Genomic DNA, 15713 nt, shown 5'->3' with positions numbered 1-15713 from the left:
TGGCGCTCCTAGTGTGTGATGAATTGTTTTAAAACAATGATTTGATGTTTTGTAGTGTCCTTGAAAAGTGCTCGTTCAACTAAAGTTATATATACACAATTAATAGGCGGTTTTTGTGCTGAGCTCGCGGTACTTGCACTTTTTCGCTGGCGTTTAATGGCTGGCAGGGGGATGGGATGGTGGCCTGGTTTATACTGCGCCGCCCAAAACTCTCTGGAGCTCAATATGCTGACGCCTGTCTGGTGGCTGCTGTGCCTGCCGTTTGTTGCCGGAGCCTTTCTCGCCCTGCAAGCCGGAATCAACGGTCAACTGGCCAAGCAGGTCGGTGGGGTGCTGGCTGCGGCCCTGATCTCTTTTTTCGTCGGCACCGCGGCGCTGCTGGTGCTGGTGGTGCTGCAGCGCGAAATGCCGACCCTGGGTGCCCTCAAGGGCCTGACCTGGTGGCATTGGTGCGGCGGCCTGTTGGGGGCGTTCTTCATTACCACGGCCGCCTTTGCCGGGCCGCGGGTCGGCGCCCTGCTGTTCATGTCGCTGGTGCTGGCCGGCCAGTTGAGCATGGCTCTGGCGCTGGACCACTTTGGCTGGGTGGGGTTTCGGGAAGCGCCGGTCAGCCTCGGCAAGCTTGCCGGATTGCTGCTGATCGTCGTCGGGGTGGTGCTGATCCGCCGGGGCTGAGGCCCCTCAGGCGATGGGCTGCCAGTTGCCCAGCATATGCTGCAACTCGCCGCTGCCCAGCAACTGCAGTTCTCCGCTTGAACCCCCGGCACTGGCCAGCAGGCGTACTTCGCCGGGCAGCAGCACGGGCTTCATGAACTGCACCGTCACTTCGATGTTCGCTGCTGGCAGATGCTCGCTCAGGGCTGCCAGGGTGCGCGCCTTGTTCCACAGGCCATGGGCGATGGCCTGGGGAAAGCCGAACAGCCGGGCGCTCCAGGCGCTCAGGTGGATCGGGTTGTAGTCGCCGGAAACCCTGGCGTAGCGTCGGCCGATATCGCGCTCGGCGCGCCAGCAGGCGACTTCGCCGAGGTTGTCGGCGTTGGGCAAGTGTTGGCTGGGAGGTTCTCCCGCCAACTTGACTCCGCGGCAGAGCATGCGGCTTTGCGCTTCCCAGAGGGGGCCCAGCAAATCATCCACTGTGGTCACCAGGTCGAATGTTGCGCCTTTGGCGTGGGGTTGCAGGTTGCACACCTGGACCCCGATTCGAACGCTGCTGACATTGCCCATGGGGCGCAACACACGAATCCTGTTGCCCAGGTGAATCAGCCCCAGCAGTGGAAATGGAAAGTCCCGGGCAGTGAGCAGCTGCATCTGCAAGGGAAACGCCAGTACATGGGGGTAGGTCGCGGGCAGAAGGCCGTTATCGGCAAAGCCGCAGACCTTGCGGTAGCCCGCCAATTGCCCGGAGGCCAGGCTGATCCAGCAGCGCAGGCCGTATTCGGGTAACTGCGTGCCGTTGATCCGTCGGCGCATTGCCGCTTTGAGAAACAGCGGCGGCAGAGACGCGGGCAGGTTCAGTTCGTGCCAGTGTGCAGTCATTTTCAGGCCCCCAAGAGACTTTGTCCGCAGACCCGCAGGGCCTGCCCGCTGACGGCGCCGCTGCCCGGCTGGCCGAGCCAGGCCACCGCTTCGGCAACGTCCTGGGGCAGGCCGCCCTGGCCCAGGGAACTCATGCGCCTTCCAGCTTCGCGCAGGGCGAAGGGCACCTTGGCGGTCATCTGGGTCTCGATGAAGCCCGGCGCCACGGCATTGATGCTGATATCCCGGGCGTGCAGCAGCGGCGCCCAGGCCTGGGCCAGGCCAATCAGCCCGGCCTTGCTGGCGGCGTAGTTGGTTTGCCCGCGGTTGCCGGCGATGCCGCTGATGGAGGCCAGCAGGATCACCCGGCCATGGTCGTGCAGGCGTGCGCTGTCCAGCAGGGCCTGGGTCAGCACCTGGGGCGCATTGAGGTTCACCGCCAGCACCGCGTCCCAGTATTCCGGGGTCATGTTGGCCAGGGTCTTGTCCCGGGTGATGCCGGCGTTGTGCACCAGGATGTCGATGCCCTCCGGCAGTTGCTCGATCAACTGTGCCGGAGCGTCTTCGGCGCAGATGTCCAGGCAGATGGCGCGGCCGCCGAGACGGGCCGCCAGGGCTTCCAGATCGGCCTTGGCCTGGGGCACGTCCAGCAGCAGGACCTGGGCGCCGTCCCGGGCCAGGGTTTCGGCGATGGCCGCACCAATGCCGCGGGCGGCGCCGGTGACCAGGGCCTTGCGCCCGGCCAGCGGGCGGCTCCAGTCCTGGACCTGGGTCGCGCAGGGCTGCAAGCGGATCACCTGCCCGGAAACGTAGGCGCTCTTGGGCGAGAGAAAGAAGCGCAAGGCGCCTTCCAGCTGTTCTTCCGCTCCGGCTGCCACATACAGCAATTGCAGGGTGGCGCCGTTGCGCAGTTCCTTGGCCAGGGAGCGGCTGAAGCCTTCCAGGGCGCGCTGGGCGCTGGCGGCGAAGGGCTCGTCAAGGGTTTCCGGGGCGCGCCCGAGGATGACCAGGTGGGCGCTGGGCTCGAGGTTTCTCAGCAGTGGCTGGAAGAATTCCCGCAATTGCTTGAGCTGGTCTGTGTGCAGCAGCTCGCTGGCGTCGAACACCACGGCCTTGAACCTGGGCCCGTGGCCGGGAATCCAGGGGGTGGCCAGGGACGGGTCGGCGCCATAGCTGTAGATGCCATCGGTCAGGCGCGGCGCCAGGGTGGCCACCTGTTGTGCCAGCGCGCCGCCGCCGAGCAACAGCGCACCTTCGATAGGCCGCAGGCGACCGGCTTGCCAGCGCTCCAGGCGTACCGGCGACGGCAGGCCAAGAGCCCCGACCAGGCGCTGGCCGATGGACGAGTTGGCGAAGTCGATATAACGGTCAGACATGGAACGCACTCCGAAGGTTGGGGTTCAAAGTGTGGACCATGAATGGCCCTGGGTCGTTCGATCGGCCAGATCCCTCCTACGCTGGAGGAGGTACCCACCGCAGTCGCACTCACAGAATATGGAGCTTTCCATGACACAGCTGCGTCGCGTCGCGATTATCGGCGGCAACCGCATCCCCTTCGCCCGTTCCAACGGCCCCTATGCCACCGCCAGCAACCAGGCGATGCTCACCTCCGCCCTGGAGGGCCTGATCGAGCGCTACAACCTGCACGGCCTGCGCCTTGGCGAGGTGGCCGCCGGTGCGGTGCTCAAGCATTCCCGGGACTTCAACCTGACCCGCGAATGCGTCCTCGGCTCGCGGCTTTCGCCCACCACCCCGGCCTACGATATCCAGCAGGCCTGCGGCACGGGCCTGGAAGCGGCGCTGCTGGTGGCCAACAAGATCGCCCTGGGGCAGATCGACTGCGGCATCGCCGGCGGGGTGGATACCACTTCGGATGCGCCGATCGGGGTCAACGAAGGCCTGCGCAAGATCCTGTTGCAGGCCAACCGCGCCAAGAGCACCGGCGACAAGCTCAAGACCCTGCTGCAACTGCGGCCCCATCACCTCAAGCCGGAACTGCCGCGCAATGGCGAGCCGCGCACCGGCTTGTCCATGGGCGAGCACTGCGAGCAGATGGCCGAGACCTGGAACATTGCCCGCGCCGATCAGGATCAACTGGCCCTGGAAAGCCATCAGAAAATGGCCGTCGCCTACGCCGAAGGCTGGCAGGACGATCTGATCACTCCCTTCCTCGGCCTGACCCGGGACAACAATCTGCGCCCGGACCTGACCCTGGAAAAGCTCGCCAGCCTCAAGCCGGCCTTCGACCGTAGCGCCAGCGGCACGCTGACGGCGGGCAACTCCACGCCCCTGACCGATGGCGCCTCGCTGGTGCTGTTGGGCAGTGAAGCGTGGGCCAGGGAGCGGGGCCTGCCGGTTCTTGCCTACCTGCGCGACGGCGAGGCCGCGGCGGTGGATTTCGTCAACGGCGCCGAGGGCCTGCTGATGGCCCCGGTATACGCCGTGCCGCGCTTGCTGGCGCGCAATGGCCTGAGCCTTCAGGACTTCGACTACTACGAGATCCACGAAGCCTTCGCCGCCCAGGTGCTGTGCACTCTCAAGGCCTGGGAAGACCCCGAGTACTGCAAGGCCAGGCTGGGCCTGGAGGCACCTCTGGGCAGCATCGATCGCGCCCGGCTCAACGTCAAAGGCAGTTCCCTGGCGGCAGGGCACCCGTTTGCCGCCACCGGCGGGCGCATCGTCGCCAACCTGGCGAAGCTGCTGAGTGTGGCGGGGCAGGGGCGCGGGCTGATTTCCATCTGTGCCGCGGGCGGCCAGGGTGTGACGGCGATCATCGAGCGCTGAGGTTCTTGGCCTTCCCCGGCACGCAGGCTCCTACACAGAAATGCCGCCCATCCGTAGGAGCCGGCTTGCCGGCGAAAGCGTCTTCAGGTCTTGAAGCGCCGTACCAGGGCGTCCAGCTCATTGGATAGCCCCGCCAGGCTCTGGGAGTCCAGGCGCGCCGAGTTCGCCAGTTCCGCCACCAGTTGCGCATCGCCATGGATCTGGCTGATGTGCCGGTTGATGTCTTCCGCCACTTGATGCTGCTCTTCGGCGGCGGTGGCGATCTGGGTGTTCATGTCGCGGATCACGTCCACCGATTCGCGGATCTGCCCGAAGCTGTTGCGAGCCAGGCCGATGCGGTTCACCGACTGCTGGGACACTTCCAGGCTGGCGTGCATCTGCTGGGTCACGGCGCTGGTGCGTTTGGCCAGGTTGCCCAGCAGCCCGTCGATCTCGGCAGTGGAGTCGGCGGTACGCTTGGCCAGGGCCCGCACCTCGTCGGCCACCACGGCAAAACCGCGACCCTGCTCCCCGGCCCGGGCGGCCTCGATGGCCGCGTTCAGCGCCAGCAGGTTGGTCTGTTCGGCGATCGAGCGGATGGTGCCGAGGATCGACTGGATGTCGGTGCTGTCGCGTTCCAGTTGCTGCATCGACTGCGCCGACTGTTCGATCTCCTGGCTCAGGCGATCGACGCTGTGCACCGCGTCATCGATCTGCTGCTGGCCTTCCCGGGCCTGGCGCTGGCCACTGTCCGCCGACTCGGCGGCCTGGCTGCAGGAGCGGGCCACTTCGTTGGCGGTGGCGACCATTTCGTGGAAGGCGGTGGACACCATGTCCACCGCTTCGCGCTGGCGCCCGGCGGCTTCGGCCATGTCGCTGGAGACCTGGGTCGAACTGTGGGAAGTGGCGAGGATCTTCTGCGCGGCCTGGCCGATGCTCTGGATCAGGTTGCGAATTGCCGCCAGGAACTGGTTGAACCAGTTGGCCAACTGCGCGGTTTCGTCGCTGCCACGGATATTCAGGCTGCGGGTCAGATCGCCTTCGCCTTGGGCAATGCCTTCCAGGCCACTGGCCACGCCGCGGATCGGCCGCACGATGAGGCTGGCGAAACTCGCCCCGAGCACTGCGAACAGCACCGCCAGGATCGCGGCAATACCGGCGATGATCCAGGTCAGCTGGGTGGCCGCGCCCATGACTTCGTTCTGCTTGATCAGGCCGATGAAGGTCCAGCCCAGTTGCTCCGAAGGCCAGACGTTGGCCATGTAGTGCTCGCCGCCCAGTTCCACCTGCACCAGGCCCTTGCCGGCCTTGGCCAGTTGCGCGTAACCCTCGCCGAGGCTGCCCAGGGCCTTGAAGTTGTGCTCCGGCTGCTTGGGGTCCACCAGCACCGTGCCGTTGTTTTCCATCAGCATCAGGTAGCCCGATTCGCCCAGCTTGATCTGTTTGACGATCTCGGTGAGCTGCTTGAGCGACACGTCGACTGCGACCACGCCGCCCTGGGGGCCCAACTGGTTGGCCAGCGAGCGCACGGTGCTGACCAGCACCGCATCGTCGCTGGCCCAGTAGTAGGCCTCGGTGCGCAGGGTCTTGCCCGGGTTGGCCTGGGCGGTCTTGTACCAGGGGCGTACGCGGGGGTCGTAGTTGGCCAGCTTCAGGTCGGCGGGCCAGGAGACGTATCCGCCGTTGCTCACGCCATAGGACACATAGGAATAGGCAGGATGGCTGGCGGCCATGGCGGCGAACAGCTCGAAGATTCGTTTGTCCTGCTCGCCTTCCGGGGCCTTCGCGGCATCGGCGCTCATCCAGGTCTTGAGGTTGTCGCCGGCCTGGGTGATCAAGGGTTGAGCGGCCAGGTAATCGATGTTCTGGCTGATGCCTTCGAAGAACAGCTGCATGGCGTTGGCCACTTGGCGGATCTCGCGGCCGCTGCCGTCGACGAAGGTGTTTTCGGCCTCGCTGCGCAGGTTGATCACCACCAGCGTGGCTACCAGCACCACGGGCAGGCTGGCGATAACGGCAAAGGCCCAGGTCAATTTCTGTTTGATGTTCATCCGCGCTCCAGTTTTTTGTAAGACCACGAAGTGCAGGCGACTCGCGGATTTATCGGCAGCTTGAAAGATGACGCTGATTGCATCCCTGGGGTGAAGTCGAGCCCGCGGCGATCGAACCTTGGCCGGTGGCTGACGTCTTTATTGGATTGTCGGACAAACTCCCTGTCTCTCTGAGGGCTTCGGCTGGCGCCGGGCAATATTGAGCCGCAGGCAGAAAAAAACTTCCGCGGGCAGGCCCGCGAAGGGGCTGGCCTGAGTGCCACTGATGGACGGTTGCGGACGCCGTCTCGGCTATGATCCTTGACGGCGTCGATGGATTGATCTGGCACATTGAGTGCATTGCTGTCGCTCGGTGGTCGGCAGCCCTTTCCCGTCGTGGGAGGATTGCCGTATAACGAGTGACTTTCGCGTGTTTGGTAACAAGGGACCCACAATAAAAGCTGATGAAGACTCCAAAACGCATTGAACCGCTGATCGAAGACGGTCTGGTAGACGAGGTGCTGCGCCCACTCATGAGTGGTAAAGAGGCAGCTGTGTATGTGGTGCGCTGCGGCAACGAGCTACGTTGCGCCAAGGTCTACAAGGAGGCGAACAAACGCAGTTTCCGTCAGGCGGCGGAGTATCAGGAGGGTCGCAAGGTTCGTAACAGCCGTCAGGCGCGGGCCATGGCCAAGGGCTCGAAGTTCGGGCGCAAGGAAACCGAGGACGCCTGGCAGAACGCCGAAGTGGCGGCGTTGTTCCGCCTGGCCAATGCCGGGGTGCGGGTGCCCAAGCCGTTCGACTTCCTCGAAGGTGTGCTGTTGATGGAGTTGGTGGCCGACGAGTACGGCGATGCGGCACCGCGGCTCAACGATGTGGTGCTGGAACCGGACCAGGCCCGTGAATATCACGCCTTCCTGATTTCCCAGATCGTGCTGATGTTGTGTACCGGCCTGGTGCACGGTGACCTTTCCGAGTTCAACGTGCTGCTGACCCCGGATGGCCCGGTGATCATCGACCTGCCCCAGGCGGTGGATGCTGCCGGCAACAACCATGCCTTCAGCATGCTGGAGCGTGACGTCGGCAACATGGCGTCCTATTTCGGGCGTTTTGCCCCGGAACTCAAGGGCACTCGGTATGCCAAGGAAATGTGGGCCTTGTACGAGGCTGGCACCTTGCATCCGGGCAGCGTGCTGACCGGCGAGTTCGACGACCCCGAAGAACTGGCGGATGTCGGCAGCGTGATCCGCGAGATCGAAGCGGCGCGCCTGGACGAGGAGCGTCGCCAGGCAGTACGCGCGGCGGATGATGCGCCGCCGGGCAAATCCGAAGAACCACCGCCTCCGCCCTGGATGCAGTGATGCCATAAAAAAATCCGGCCTTGGCCGGATTTTTCATTCCCGCAAACTACCCGGCCCCTGGGCCCCTGGGCCCCTGGGCCCCTGGGCCCCTTGCACCTTGCATCTTGTAGCCGCTGCCGAAGGCTGCGCACGGCCCGAAGGGACGCAGGGATCTTGAGGGCGCCGAGGTCTGGCGGGAGATCGCCAAGCAAGGTCCTGCGGGCCTTTTCGCAGCCTCGCCCAGGGCTCGGCAGCGGCTACATGGGGCGGCAGGTCACAGGCTCAGGATCCGCAGCAACTGCCCGAGGCCAGTTCCTTGAGGATCGGGCAGTCCGGGCGGTGGTCGCCCTGGCAGTGCTCCACCAGGTCCTGCAGGGTGTCGCGCAGCCCTGCCAGCTCGCGGATCTTCTGGTTCAACTCGTCGATATGCTGGCGGGCCAGGGCCTTCACATCGGCGCTGGCCCGCTGCCGGTCCTGCCACAGGGTCAGCAGCTTGCCCACCTCTTCCAGGGAAAACCCCAGGTCCCGGGAGCGCTTGATGAAGGCCAGGCTGTGCAGGTCGTCATCGCCATACAGGCGATAGCCGCTGTCACTGCGATGGGCGGGCTTGAGCAGGCCGATGGACTCGTAGTAACGGATCATCTTGGCGCTCAGGCCGCTCTTTCGGGCTGCTTGGCCGATGTTCATTCGGCGTTCTCCAGGTCTTTGGGTTTCCAGGTTTTCAACAGTAGCGCATTGCTGACCACGCTGACGCTGGACAGCGCCATGGCCGCCCCGGCGAGCACCGGGTTGAGCAGGCCGAAGGCCGCCAGCGGGATGCCGATCAGGTTGTAGACGAAGGCCCAGAACAGGTTCTGGCGAATCTTCGCGTAGGTCTTGCGGCTGATTTCCAGGGCCGCCGGGATCAACCGTGGATCGCCGCGCATCAGGGTGATGCCGGCCGCATGCATGGCCACGTCGGTGCCGCCGCCCATGGCGATGCCGATGTCCGCCGCCGCGAGGGCCGGGGCGTCGTTGATACCATCCCCGACCATGGCCACCACGCCGGTCTTTTTCAGCTCGGCCACCGTGGCCGCCTTGTCCGCCGGCAGCACTTCGGCGTGCACGTCGGTGATGCCCAGGGCGTCGGCCACCACCTTGGCGCTGCCGCGGTTGTCGCCGGTCAGCAAATGGCTGCTGATATGCCGTGCATTGAGTTGCTGCACCGCCTGCAGCGCGCCGGGCTTGAGGGTGTCGCCAAAGGCGAACAGGCCCAGCACCCGGGATTGCGGGCTCTGCTCGATCAGCCAGGACAGGGTCCGGCCTTCGTGTTCCCAGTCCCTGGCCGCCTGGGCCAGGTCGCCGGGGTTGAGGCCGCTTTCTTCCAGCAGGCGGCGGTTGCCCAGGGCCAGTTGGCGGCCCTCCAGGGTGCCGGCGATGCCTCGCCCGGTGAGGGACTGGCTGGCGCTGACGTCAGCCACCGGCAGTTGGCGTTCCTGGCACAGGTCCAGCACGGCCTTGGCCAGAGGGTGCTCACTGCCGCGCTGCAGGGCACCGGCCAGTTGCAGCACGCTGTTTTCATCGCCTTCCACCGCCTGCATATGGGCGATGCGCGGGGTGCCGGAGGTCAGGGTGCCGGTCTTGTCGAAGACCACCGAACTGACTTCGTGGGCCCGCTCCAGGGCTTCGGCATCCTTGATCAGGATGCCGTGGCGGGCCGCCACGCCGGTGCCGGCCATGATCGCCGTGGGCGTGGCCAGCCCCAGGGCGCAAGGGCAGGCGATCACCAGCACCGCCACGGCGTTGATCACCGCGGTTTCCAGCGGTGCGCCGTACAGCCACCAGCCCACCAGCGTGATCAGCGCCAGCACCAGGACAGTGGGCACGAACACCTGGCTGACTTTATCCACCAGTTTCTGGATCGGTGCCTTGCCGGCCTGGGCGTCTTCCACCAGGCGAATGATCCGCGCCAGCACGGTTTCCGCCCCCAGGGCCAGGGTGCGCACCAGCAGCCGGCCTTCGCCGTTGATGGCGCCACCGGTGACCTTGTCGCCGGGTTGCTTGGGCACGGGCAGGCTCTCGCCGCTGATCAGCGCTTCATCGGCATGGCTCTGGCCTTCGATGACTTCGCCGTCCACCGGAAAGCGCTCGCCGGGCTTGACCAGCACCAGGTCACCCAGGCGCAAGGCGCTGATCGCGACTTCCTGTTCGCGGCCGTCGATAACCTGGATCGCTCGTTCCGGACGCAGGGCCTCCAGGGCGCGGATGGCACTGGCGGTCTGGCGCTTGGCGCGGCTTTCCAGGTATTTGCCCAGCAGCACCAGGGCGATTACCACCGCCGAGGCCTCGAAGTACAGGTGCGGCATGCTGCCCGCGGCGGCGGTGGCCCACTCGTACAGGCTCAGGCCATAGCCGGCGCTGGTGCCCAGGGCCACCAGCAGGTCCATGTTGCCGCTGCCGGCGCGCACGGCCTTCCAGGCCGCGACATAAAAGCGTGCACCGAAGATGAACTGCACCGGGGTGGCCAGGGCGAACTGGGCCCAGGCCGGAAGCATCCAGTGCAGGCCGAACGGCTGCACCAGCATCGGCAGCACCAGGGGCAGGGCCAGGAGGATGGCCAGCACCAGGCTCCAGCGCTCGCGTCGCAGGTTCTGCTGTTGCTCGTCGCCCTGTTTCTGCTCGGCCTGCCACAGGCTGGCGGAGTAGCCGGCCTGGGTCACGGCATTGATCAGCAGCGCCGGGTCGACCTGGCCCAGCAGTTCGACATTGGCACGCTCGGTGGCCAGGTTGACGCTGGCGCTGCGGACGCCGGGGAGTTTGTTCAAGGCGCGTTCGACTCGCCCGGCGCAGGTGGCGCAGGTCATGCCGCCGATGCTCAGTTCGACGGCTTGTACCGGCACGCTGTAGCCGGCGTTTTCCACGGCTTCCAGCAGGGCCGGCAGGCTGTCTTGCGGTGCTTCGACCCGAGCCTGTTCCGTGGCCAGGTTGACGCTGACCGTGCGAATGCCGGCGACCTTGCCCAGGGCACGCTCTACGCGCCCGGCGCAACTGGCGCAGGTCATGCCGGCAATCGGCAGGTCGAAAGTGGTTGATTCAGGCATGGCGACGCTCCCTGTGAATGTTGCCTACAGGATCAACCTTGCCACGCAGGCAAGGTCAAGGGGGCATTGCACGGGTGCTTCATTTTGTCCCAGGGGCTGCTCGCAGTGCGCGAACAGCAGGCCCCGGGAGCTCGGCAGGGGGCGGGGTGTCAGTATTCCAGGGCGGCGGGCTTGAGGTACATGCCCGAGGCGTTCATGGCGATGCGGAACTTCAGCACATCGCCAGCCCGCAGGCTGATGTCCTGGGAACTCGGGGCAAGCAGCCCGGCATTGCAGCCCGGGGCCTGGCCTGGCAGCAGTTTCAGGCGCAGGGAAACCTTGCCCGGCGGCAGGTTGAACGAGGCGCTCTGTTCCTGGAACAGCCGGCCGGCGAGCTGGTCCTGGATGTACAGGCCGATCTCGCAGGACGTGGCGACTTCCAGCCGCTCCCTGGAAATGATCAGCACGCCGTAGTCCTCTCCGGCGGCCAGCGCCGATGGGGTTGCCGCGAACAGGCCCAGGAGGCCGACGAGGCTGAAAGTTGACCAGCGCATGGCTGAATCTCCCGCTGTGATGTCGTAAGACGTGCAGCTTGGCCGAGCGCGCCGCCGATTTCCAGCCCGGCAGATCAATCCGGAACTTGACCTTGCCACGGTGGCAAGGACAAGACTTGCTCCAACCCAATACAGGAGAAGCGCAATGCAAGTATTCAACGTTCAAGGCATGTCCTGCGGTCACTGTGTGCGTGCCATCACCCAGGCGCTGCAAAGCAAGGACCCGGCGGCCACCGTGCGGGTGGATCTGGCGGCCAAGGAAGTCGGGGTCGAGAGCCGCCTGTCCAGCGATGAGGTGATCAGCCTGATCAGCGAGGAAGGCTACGCGGTCAAGGTTGCCTGAGCCTTTTTATATAGTTAGCGACCTATCGGAATGTTCAAGGCGTCCAAGCGCGGCTAGACTGTGCGACCGCTGACCAACGCTCGTTTGGATGCCATGAACCTCCGCACAATCCTGATTCTCGGCGCTCTGAGCGCTTTCGGCCCGCTGGCCATCGACTTCTACCTGCCGGCCTTCCCCTCGATGGCCCTGGCTTTCGGCACCGATGAAAAACACGTTCAGCTGACCCTGGCCGCCTACTTCCTCGGCCTGTCCATCGGCCAGCTGGCCTATGGCCCGGTGGCCGATCGTTTTGGCCGGCGCCTGCCGCTGCTGGCGGGGGTGGGCCTGTTCACGCTGGCCTCCCTGGCCTGCGCCTATGCGCCGAACCTGGAATGGCTGATCGGCGCACGCTTTGTCCAGGCCCTGGGCGGATGCGCCGGGATGGTGATTTCCCGGGCCGTGGTCAGCGACAAGTGCGATGCGGTGGGTTCGGCCAAGGTCTTCTCCCAACTGATGCTGGTGATGGGCCTGGCCCCGATTCTGGCGCCAATGCTGGGCGGCCTGCTGGTCAACCTCTACGGCTGGCAGTCGATCTTCATCATGCTCACGGTGTTCAGTGCACTGTCCGGGCTGGCAGTGGCGCTGGGCCTGCCGGAAAGCATGCCGGCCACCCGCCCGCGCCTGCCTCTGTCCGGGGCGCTGCGCCAATATGGCCTGCTGCTGTCGGACCGGGTATTTCTCGGCCACGCCTTGACCGGCGGGATCGCCATTGCCGGGATGTTTTCCTACATTGCCGGTTCGCCCTTTGTCTTCATCAAACTCTACGGCGTGCCAGCGGAGCACTTCGGCTGGTTCTTCGGGATCAATGCCGGGGGCTTCATCCTGGTGGCGCAGATCAATGCGCGCCTGCTGGCCAAGCGTGGCCCGGCGTTCCTGCTGGCGCGCACCGTGTGGATCTACCTGGCAGCGGGCCTGACCCTGCTCGGCGTCAGTGCCTTGCACACCAGTGCGCTCTGGCCGCTGCTGCTGCCGCTGTTCGTGTGTATCGCCAGCCTGGGCTGCATCATTCCCAATGCCGCAGCCTGCGCCATGAATGGTCAGGGCGCACGGGCCGGCAGCGCCTCGGCGATGCTCGGTTGCCTGCAATTCAGCGTGGCGGCAGGGGCGGCGTACCTGGTGGGTGTGCTGCATGACGGCAGCGCCATGCCGATGGCCATGGTCATCAGCCTGTGTGGTGTGTTGGCGGTGAGCATGGCGGTCATGACCCGGCGCTTGCAGAATGCCCGGGCGCTGAAGGCTGCCGAGCTCTGAGTCAGCCGGTGGCGCGCTGGCTCTGGGGAATCGGGTGGGGGGCTTGCAGGCGGCTTTGCAGGGTCTGGGTGAAGGCCCGGGCTTCGGCCTCGCTGCGGAACGTCACCACATGCTGGTCGAGCCGCACCTGCCACTGAGAGCCCTGGGGGTGTGCCAATTCTTTTATCAGGATCTTCATTGCTGACCTCCTAACGGTAAAAGACTGCGCTGCAAGGGCCCCCAGTGTAGACCCGAATACGGTCACAAATATGACCGGAATCAACTCTCGGACTGACGGCAGCCTGCACCTTTTACCGGTGCCGGCTGCCGTTCGTTAACGCCTCAGAAACCTTCGAGGACGATCTTGCCGCGAGCCTTGCCGCTCTCCAGCAGGGCGTGGGCGCGGCGCAGGTTGGCTGCGTTGATCTGGCCGAAGTGCTCACCCACCGTGGTCTTCAAGGTGCCGGCGTCAATCAGTTCGGCGACCCGGTTGAGCAGCACGTGCTGCTCTTGCATGTCGGCGGTTTCGAACAGCGAACGGGTGTACATGAACTCCCAGTGCAACGACAGGCTCTTGCGCTTGAGCTTGGTCACGTCGAGGCTTTTCGGATCGTCGATCAGCGCCAGCTTGCCCTGGGGTGCCAGGGCTTCCACCAGTTGGTCGAGGTGGGCATCGGTCTGGGTCAGGCTAGCGACGTGGGTCACCTGGCCTGCGCCAATGCGCTGGAGTTCGGCGCTCAGTGGCTGGCTGTGGTCCACCACCGCATGGGCGCCCAGCTCGCGGACCCAGGCCTGGGTCTGTTCGCGGGAGGCACTGCCGATCACCTTGAGGCCGGTGAGCTGACGGGCCAGTTGGGTGAGGATCGAACCGACCCCGCCGGCAGCGCCGACGATCAGCAGGCTCTGGCCTTTGTCAGCCGGCTCCTGGCTGATCTGCAGGCGTTCGAACAACAGCTCCCAGGCGGTGATCGCGGTCAGCGGCAGGGCGGCGGCCGCGGCGAAGTCCAGGCTCTTGGGCATGTGGCCGACGATCCGTTCATCCACAGTGTGCAGCTCACTGTTGCCCCCGGCCCGGGCGATGGAGCCGGCGTAGAACACCCGGTCACCGACCTTGAACAGGCTGACGTCGCTGCCCACGGCCTTGACCACCCCGGCCACGTCCCAGCCCAGCACCTTGGCCGCGCCACCTTCGGGCTGGACGTTCTGGCGCACCTTGGTGTCCACCGGGTTGACCGAGATGGCCCTGACTTCCACCAGCAGATCGCGAGGGCCGGCCACGGGCTCGGGCAGCTCGATGTCTTGCAGGGACTTGGGATCGTCGATGGGCAGGGAAGCGTAATAAGCGATGGCTTTCATGTTGAGTTCCTGATGATGAGTAGGGAAAAAAGGCTCAGACAATCAACTGCAGGCGCTTGAGCTCGAAGTGCTCGATCGCCTCGCGGGTCTGATGGAGGAAATGCCGGAAGTGCGCGGTGTTGTTGTGAAACTCCAGGGCTGCTTCATCGTCCCAGCGCTCCAGCACGTAGAAGGTGCCCGGTTGCTCGGCATCCTGGTGCAGCTCGTAGTACTGGCAACCGCTTTCCTCGCGGCTGGGCGAGACCAGGGCGCTGAGCTCGCGCTTGAGAACGTCTTGCTGCTGGGGCTTGGCGATCAGGGTGGCAATCGCGGTGAAGGCTTGGGACATGTGGGCTTCCTCAGGTGCTGGGCGATGGGAGGGATGATTGGCTATTTCTCCCGAGGATAAAACCGGCTAAAAGAGCAGGCTCTTTCAATATTTTTTTGATAATCCGGGAAGACCTCATGCTGCGATTCGATGACCTGCAGTTGTTCGTGCGTGCCGCAGACCTGGGCAGCCTGTCGGCGGCGGCCCGGGTCATGGACCTGTCGCCTGCGGTGGCCAGCGCTGCCCTCAAGCGCATCGAGGAACACCTGGGCGCACGCCTGCTGGCCCGTTCCACCCGCAGCCTGCGGCTCACCGCGGAGGGCGAGGGCTTTCTCGAATACGCCCGGGCGGCCTTGAGCAACCTGGATGAAGGCCGGCGCCTGCTGGCCAGCGGTCAGGATCAGGTCAGTGGCGTGTTGCAGCTTTCTGCCCCTTCGGATTTTGGCCGCAATCTGCTGTTGCCCTGGCTCGACGAGTTCCAGCGTGAACATCCCAAGCTCAGCGTGCGCCTGCTGCTGGGGGACCGGATTGCCGACCTGTTCCGCCAGCCGGTGGACATTGCCCTGCGTTACGGCGAACCGGAGGACTCCAGCCTGGTGGCGCTGCCAGTGGCTCCGGACAACCGCCGGGTGCTGTGCGCCGCCCCCAGTTATCTGGTCCGCTACGGCGAGCCGCGCCAGCTGGAGCAACTGGCCCAGCACAACTGCCTGTTGTACATGCTCGATAGCCGGGCTCATGACCTCTGGAGCTTTCATGACGGCAAGCGCGAGGTGAGCCTCACCGTCAGTGGTGACCGCCTGAGCGACGACGCCGATGTGGTGCGGCGCTGGGCCGTGGCCGGTGAGGGGATTGCCTACAAGTCCTGGCTGGATGTGGCCGCCGATGTGCTGGCCGGCCGCCTGCAGATACTGCTGCCGGAACTGCGCTGCGAAGGCGCGTCGCTGAACCTGCTGTGCACCCACCGGGCGCACCTGAGCAAACCGGTGAAACTACTGCGTGACCTGCTCCAGGAGCGTTGCGCGCAGATCAGCGCGCAACGCCCGCGATAGGAGCCGGCTTGCCGGCGAGCCTGGGCACCGTGCCCTCGGCGTCGCTGGCGGACGCGAACAGGTCGCCCTCGGCAATCAGCCCCGGCCTCGATCCCGCACACTCGGGCGGTCAAGCATTCAACCGGGGG

Annotated in this window: 15 protein-coding genes and 1 pseudogene; 6 read left to right on the top strand and 10 right to left on the bottom strand. The window is 65.4% G+C overall.

Translation table 11 applies throughout. The annotated features are described in order from the left end of the window. Window positions 1-225: 225 nt before the first annotated feature. Window positions 226-675 carry a DMT family transporter gene (locus ACUXVH_RS04090; RefSeq protein ID WP_065364929.1) on the top strand — a complete coding sequence of 150 codons (450 nt, stop codon included), beginning with the start codon at window positions 226-228 and terminating at the stop codon, window positions 673-675. A gap of 6 nt (window positions 676-681) precedes the next feature. On the opposite strand, the gene ACUXVH_RS04085 is transcribed toward ACUXVH_RS04090, so the two are convergent. Together ACUXVH_RS04085 and ACUXVH_RS04080 are read right to left on the bottom strand one after the other, a co-directional pair. Continuing rightward, window positions 682-1536 carry a MaoC family dehydratase gene (locus ACUXVH_RS04085; RefSeq protein ID WP_065364930.1) on the bottom strand — a complete coding sequence of 285 codons (855 nt, stop codon included), beginning with the start codon at window positions 1534-1536 and terminating at the stop codon, window positions 682-684. A 2-nt stretch (window positions 1537-1538) separates the two neighbouring features. Beyond that, window positions 1539-2891 carry a 3-oxoacyl-ACP reductase gene (locus ACUXVH_RS04080; RefSeq protein ID WP_065364931.1) on the bottom strand — a complete coding sequence of 451 codons (1353 nt, stop codon included), beginning with the start codon at window positions 2889-2891 and terminating at the stop codon, window positions 1539-1541. A 130-nt stretch (window positions 2892-3021) separates the two neighbouring features. Here ACUXVH_RS04080 and ACUXVH_RS04075 point away from each other — a divergent pair, with 130 nt between their 5' ends. Next, window positions 3022-4299, top strand: coding sequence for an acetyl-CoA C-acetyltransferase (locus tag ACUXVH_RS04075; RefSeq protein WP_065364932.1), 1278 nt, complete (start codon window positions 3022-3024; stop codon window positions 4297-4299). Between the two features lie 83 nt (window positions 4300-4382). On the opposite strand, the gene ACUXVH_RS04070 is transcribed toward ACUXVH_RS04075, so the two are convergent. Together ACUXVH_RS04070 and ACUXVH_RS04065 are read right to left on the bottom strand one after the other, a co-directional pair. After that, a complete protein-coding gene (locus ACUXVH_RS04070) occupies window positions 4383-5111 on the bottom strand; it encodes a methyl-accepting chemotaxis protein (protein ID WP_370511280.1) in 729 nt (242 codons plus the stop codon). A 129-nt stretch (window positions 5112-5240) separates the two neighbouring features. Further along, a pseudogene (locus ACUXVH_RS04065) lies at window positions 5241-6173 on the bottom strand (cache domain-containing protein); the annotation flags it as partial. Window positions 6174-6772: 599 nt separating this feature from the next. Between ACUXVH_RS04065 and ACUXVH_RS04060 the strand changes: the two are divergent. After that, window positions 6773-7669, top strand: a complete 897-nt coding sequence (locus ACUXVH_RS04060) for a PA4780 family RIO1-like protein kinase (RefSeq protein ID WP_011059077.1) — start codon at window positions 6773-6775, stop codon at window positions 7667-7669. 261 nt (window positions 7670-7930) lie between these two features. Here ACUXVH_RS04060 and cueR read toward each other — a convergent pair whose 3' ends face one another. The 3 genes from cueR to ACUXVH_RS04045 form a co-directional block, all read right to left on the bottom strand. Beyond that, window positions 7931-8335: a Cu(I)-responsive transcriptional regulator gene (cueR, locus tag ACUXVH_RS04055; protein ID WP_011059078.1), complete on the bottom strand. Its 405-nt coding sequence runs from the start codon at window positions 8333-8335 to the stop codon at window positions 7931-7933. Next, complete coding sequence (locus tag ACUXVH_RS04050) at window positions 8332-10728, bottom strand: heavy metal translocating P-type ATPase (protein WP_065364933.1); 2397 nt, start codon at window positions 10726-10728, stop codon at window positions 8332-8334. Before ACUXVH_RS04050 ends, cueR begins: the two co-directional genes overlap by 4 nt. Window positions 10729-10877: 149 nt before the next feature. Next, on the bottom strand, window positions 10878-11261 hold the full coding sequence (locus ACUXVH_RS04045; RefSeq protein WP_011059080.1) for a hypothetical protein: 384 nt from the start codon (window positions 11259-11261) through the stop codon (window positions 10878-10880). Between the two features lie 145 nt (window positions 11262-11406). Between ACUXVH_RS04045 and ACUXVH_RS04040 the strand changes: the two genes are divergently transcribed. Together ACUXVH_RS04040 and ACUXVH_RS04035 are read left to right on the top strand one after the other, a co-directional pair. Then, on the top strand, window positions 11407-11604 hold the full coding sequence (locus ACUXVH_RS04040; protein ID WP_011059081.1) for a heavy-metal-associated domain-containing protein: 198 nt from the start codon (window positions 11407-11409) through the stop codon (window positions 11602-11604). 93 nt (window positions 11605-11697) lie between these two features. Then, entirely contained in the window at window positions 11698-12894 is a 1197-nt protein-coding gene (locus ACUXVH_RS04035) for a multidrug effflux MFS transporter (protein ID WP_011059082.1), read from the top strand. A gap of 1 nt (window position 12895) precedes the next feature. On the opposite strand, the gene ACUXVH_RS04030 is transcribed toward ACUXVH_RS04035, so the two are convergent. The 3 genes from ACUXVH_RS04030 to ACUXVH_RS04020 form a co-directional block, all read right to left on the bottom strand. Then, window positions 12896-13072, bottom strand: coding sequence for a hypothetical protein (locus ACUXVH_RS04030; RefSeq protein WP_015634024.1), 177 nt, complete (start codon window positions 13070-13072; stop codon window positions 12896-12898). Between the two features lie 143 nt (window positions 13073-13215). Next, window positions 13216-14229 carry a zinc-binding alcohol dehydrogenase family protein gene (locus ACUXVH_RS04025; protein ID WP_011059084.1) on the bottom strand — a complete coding sequence of 338 codons (1014 nt, stop codon included), beginning with the start codon at window positions 14227-14229 and terminating at the stop codon, window positions 13216-13218. 34 nt (window positions 14230-14263) lie between these two features. Then, on the bottom strand, window positions 14264-14557 hold the full coding sequence (locus ACUXVH_RS04020) for a putative quinol monooxygenase (RefSeq protein WP_015634025.1): 294 nt from the start codon (window positions 14555-14557) through the stop codon (window positions 14264-14266). A gap of 116 nt (window positions 14558-14673) precedes the next feature. Between ACUXVH_RS04020 and ACUXVH_RS04015 the strand changes: the two genes are divergently transcribed. Further along, on the top strand, window positions 14674-15585 hold the full coding sequence (locus ACUXVH_RS04015; protein ID WP_065364934.1) for a LysR family transcriptional regulator: 912 nt from the start codon (window positions 14674-14676) through the stop codon (window positions 15583-15585). Window positions 15586-15713: the final 128 nt, after the last annotated feature.

It is taken from the genome of Pseudomonas sp. 8(2025), from assembly GCF_052665325.1.
This window is presented reverse-complemented; position numbering and strand designations above follow the sequence as displayed.

Coding starts and splice junctions, on each gene's coding strand:
- ACUXVH_RS04090 (WP_065364929.1), top strand. CDS start 226: ATGCTGACGCCTGTCTGGTGGCTGCTGTGCCTGCCGTTTGTTGCCGGA.
- ACUXVH_RS04085 (WP_065364930.1), bottom strand. CDS start 1,536: ATGACTGCACACTGGCACGAACTGAACCTGCCCGCGTCTCTGCCGCCG.
- ACUXVH_RS04080 (WP_065364931.1), bottom strand. CDS start 2,891: ATGTCTGACCGTTATATCGACTTCGCCAACTCGTCCATCGGCCAGCGC.
- ACUXVH_RS04075 (WP_065364932.1), top strand. CDS start 3,022: ATGACACAGCTGCGTCGCGTCGCGATTATCGGCGGCAACCGCATCCCC.
- ACUXVH_RS04070 (WP_370511280.1), bottom strand. CDS start 5,111: ATGGTGTCCACCGCCTTCCACGAAATGGTCGCCACCGCCAACGAAGTG.
- ACUXVH_RS04060 (WP_011059077.1), top strand. CDS start 6,773: ATGAAGACTCCAAAACGCATTGAACCGCTGATCGAAGACGGTCTGGTA.
- cueR (WP_011059078.1), bottom strand. CDS start 8,335: ATGAACATCGGCCAAGCAGCCCGAAAGAGCGGCCTGAGCGCCAAGATG.
- ACUXVH_RS04050 (WP_065364933.1), bottom strand. CDS start 10,728: ATGCCTGAATCAACCACTTTCGACCTGCCGATTGCCGGCATGACCTGC.
- ACUXVH_RS04045 (WP_011059080.1), bottom strand. CDS start 11,261: ATGCGCTGGTCAACTTTCAGCCTCGTCGGCCTCCTGGGCCTGTTCGCG.
- ACUXVH_RS04040 (WP_011059081.1), top strand. CDS start 11,407: ATGCAAGTATTCAACGTTCAAGGCATGTCCTGCGGTCACTGTGTGCGT.
- ACUXVH_RS04035 (WP_011059082.1), top strand. CDS start 11,698: ATGAACCTCCGCACAATCCTGATTCTCGGCGCTCTGAGCGCTTTCGGC.
- ACUXVH_RS04030 (WP_015634024.1), bottom strand. CDS start 13,072: ATGAAGATCCTGATAAAAGAATTGGCACACCCCCAGGGCTCTCAGTGG.
- ACUXVH_RS04025 (WP_011059084.1), bottom strand. CDS start 14,229: ATGAAAGCCATCGCTTATTACGCTTCCCTGCCCATCGACGATCCCAAG.
- ACUXVH_RS04020 (WP_015634025.1), bottom strand. CDS start 14,557: ATGTCCCAAGCCTTCACCGCGATTGCCACCCTGATCGCCAAGCCCCAG.
- ACUXVH_RS04015 (WP_065364934.1), top strand. CDS start 14,674: ATGCTGCGATTCGATGACCTGCAGTTGTTCGTGCGTGCCGCAGACCTG.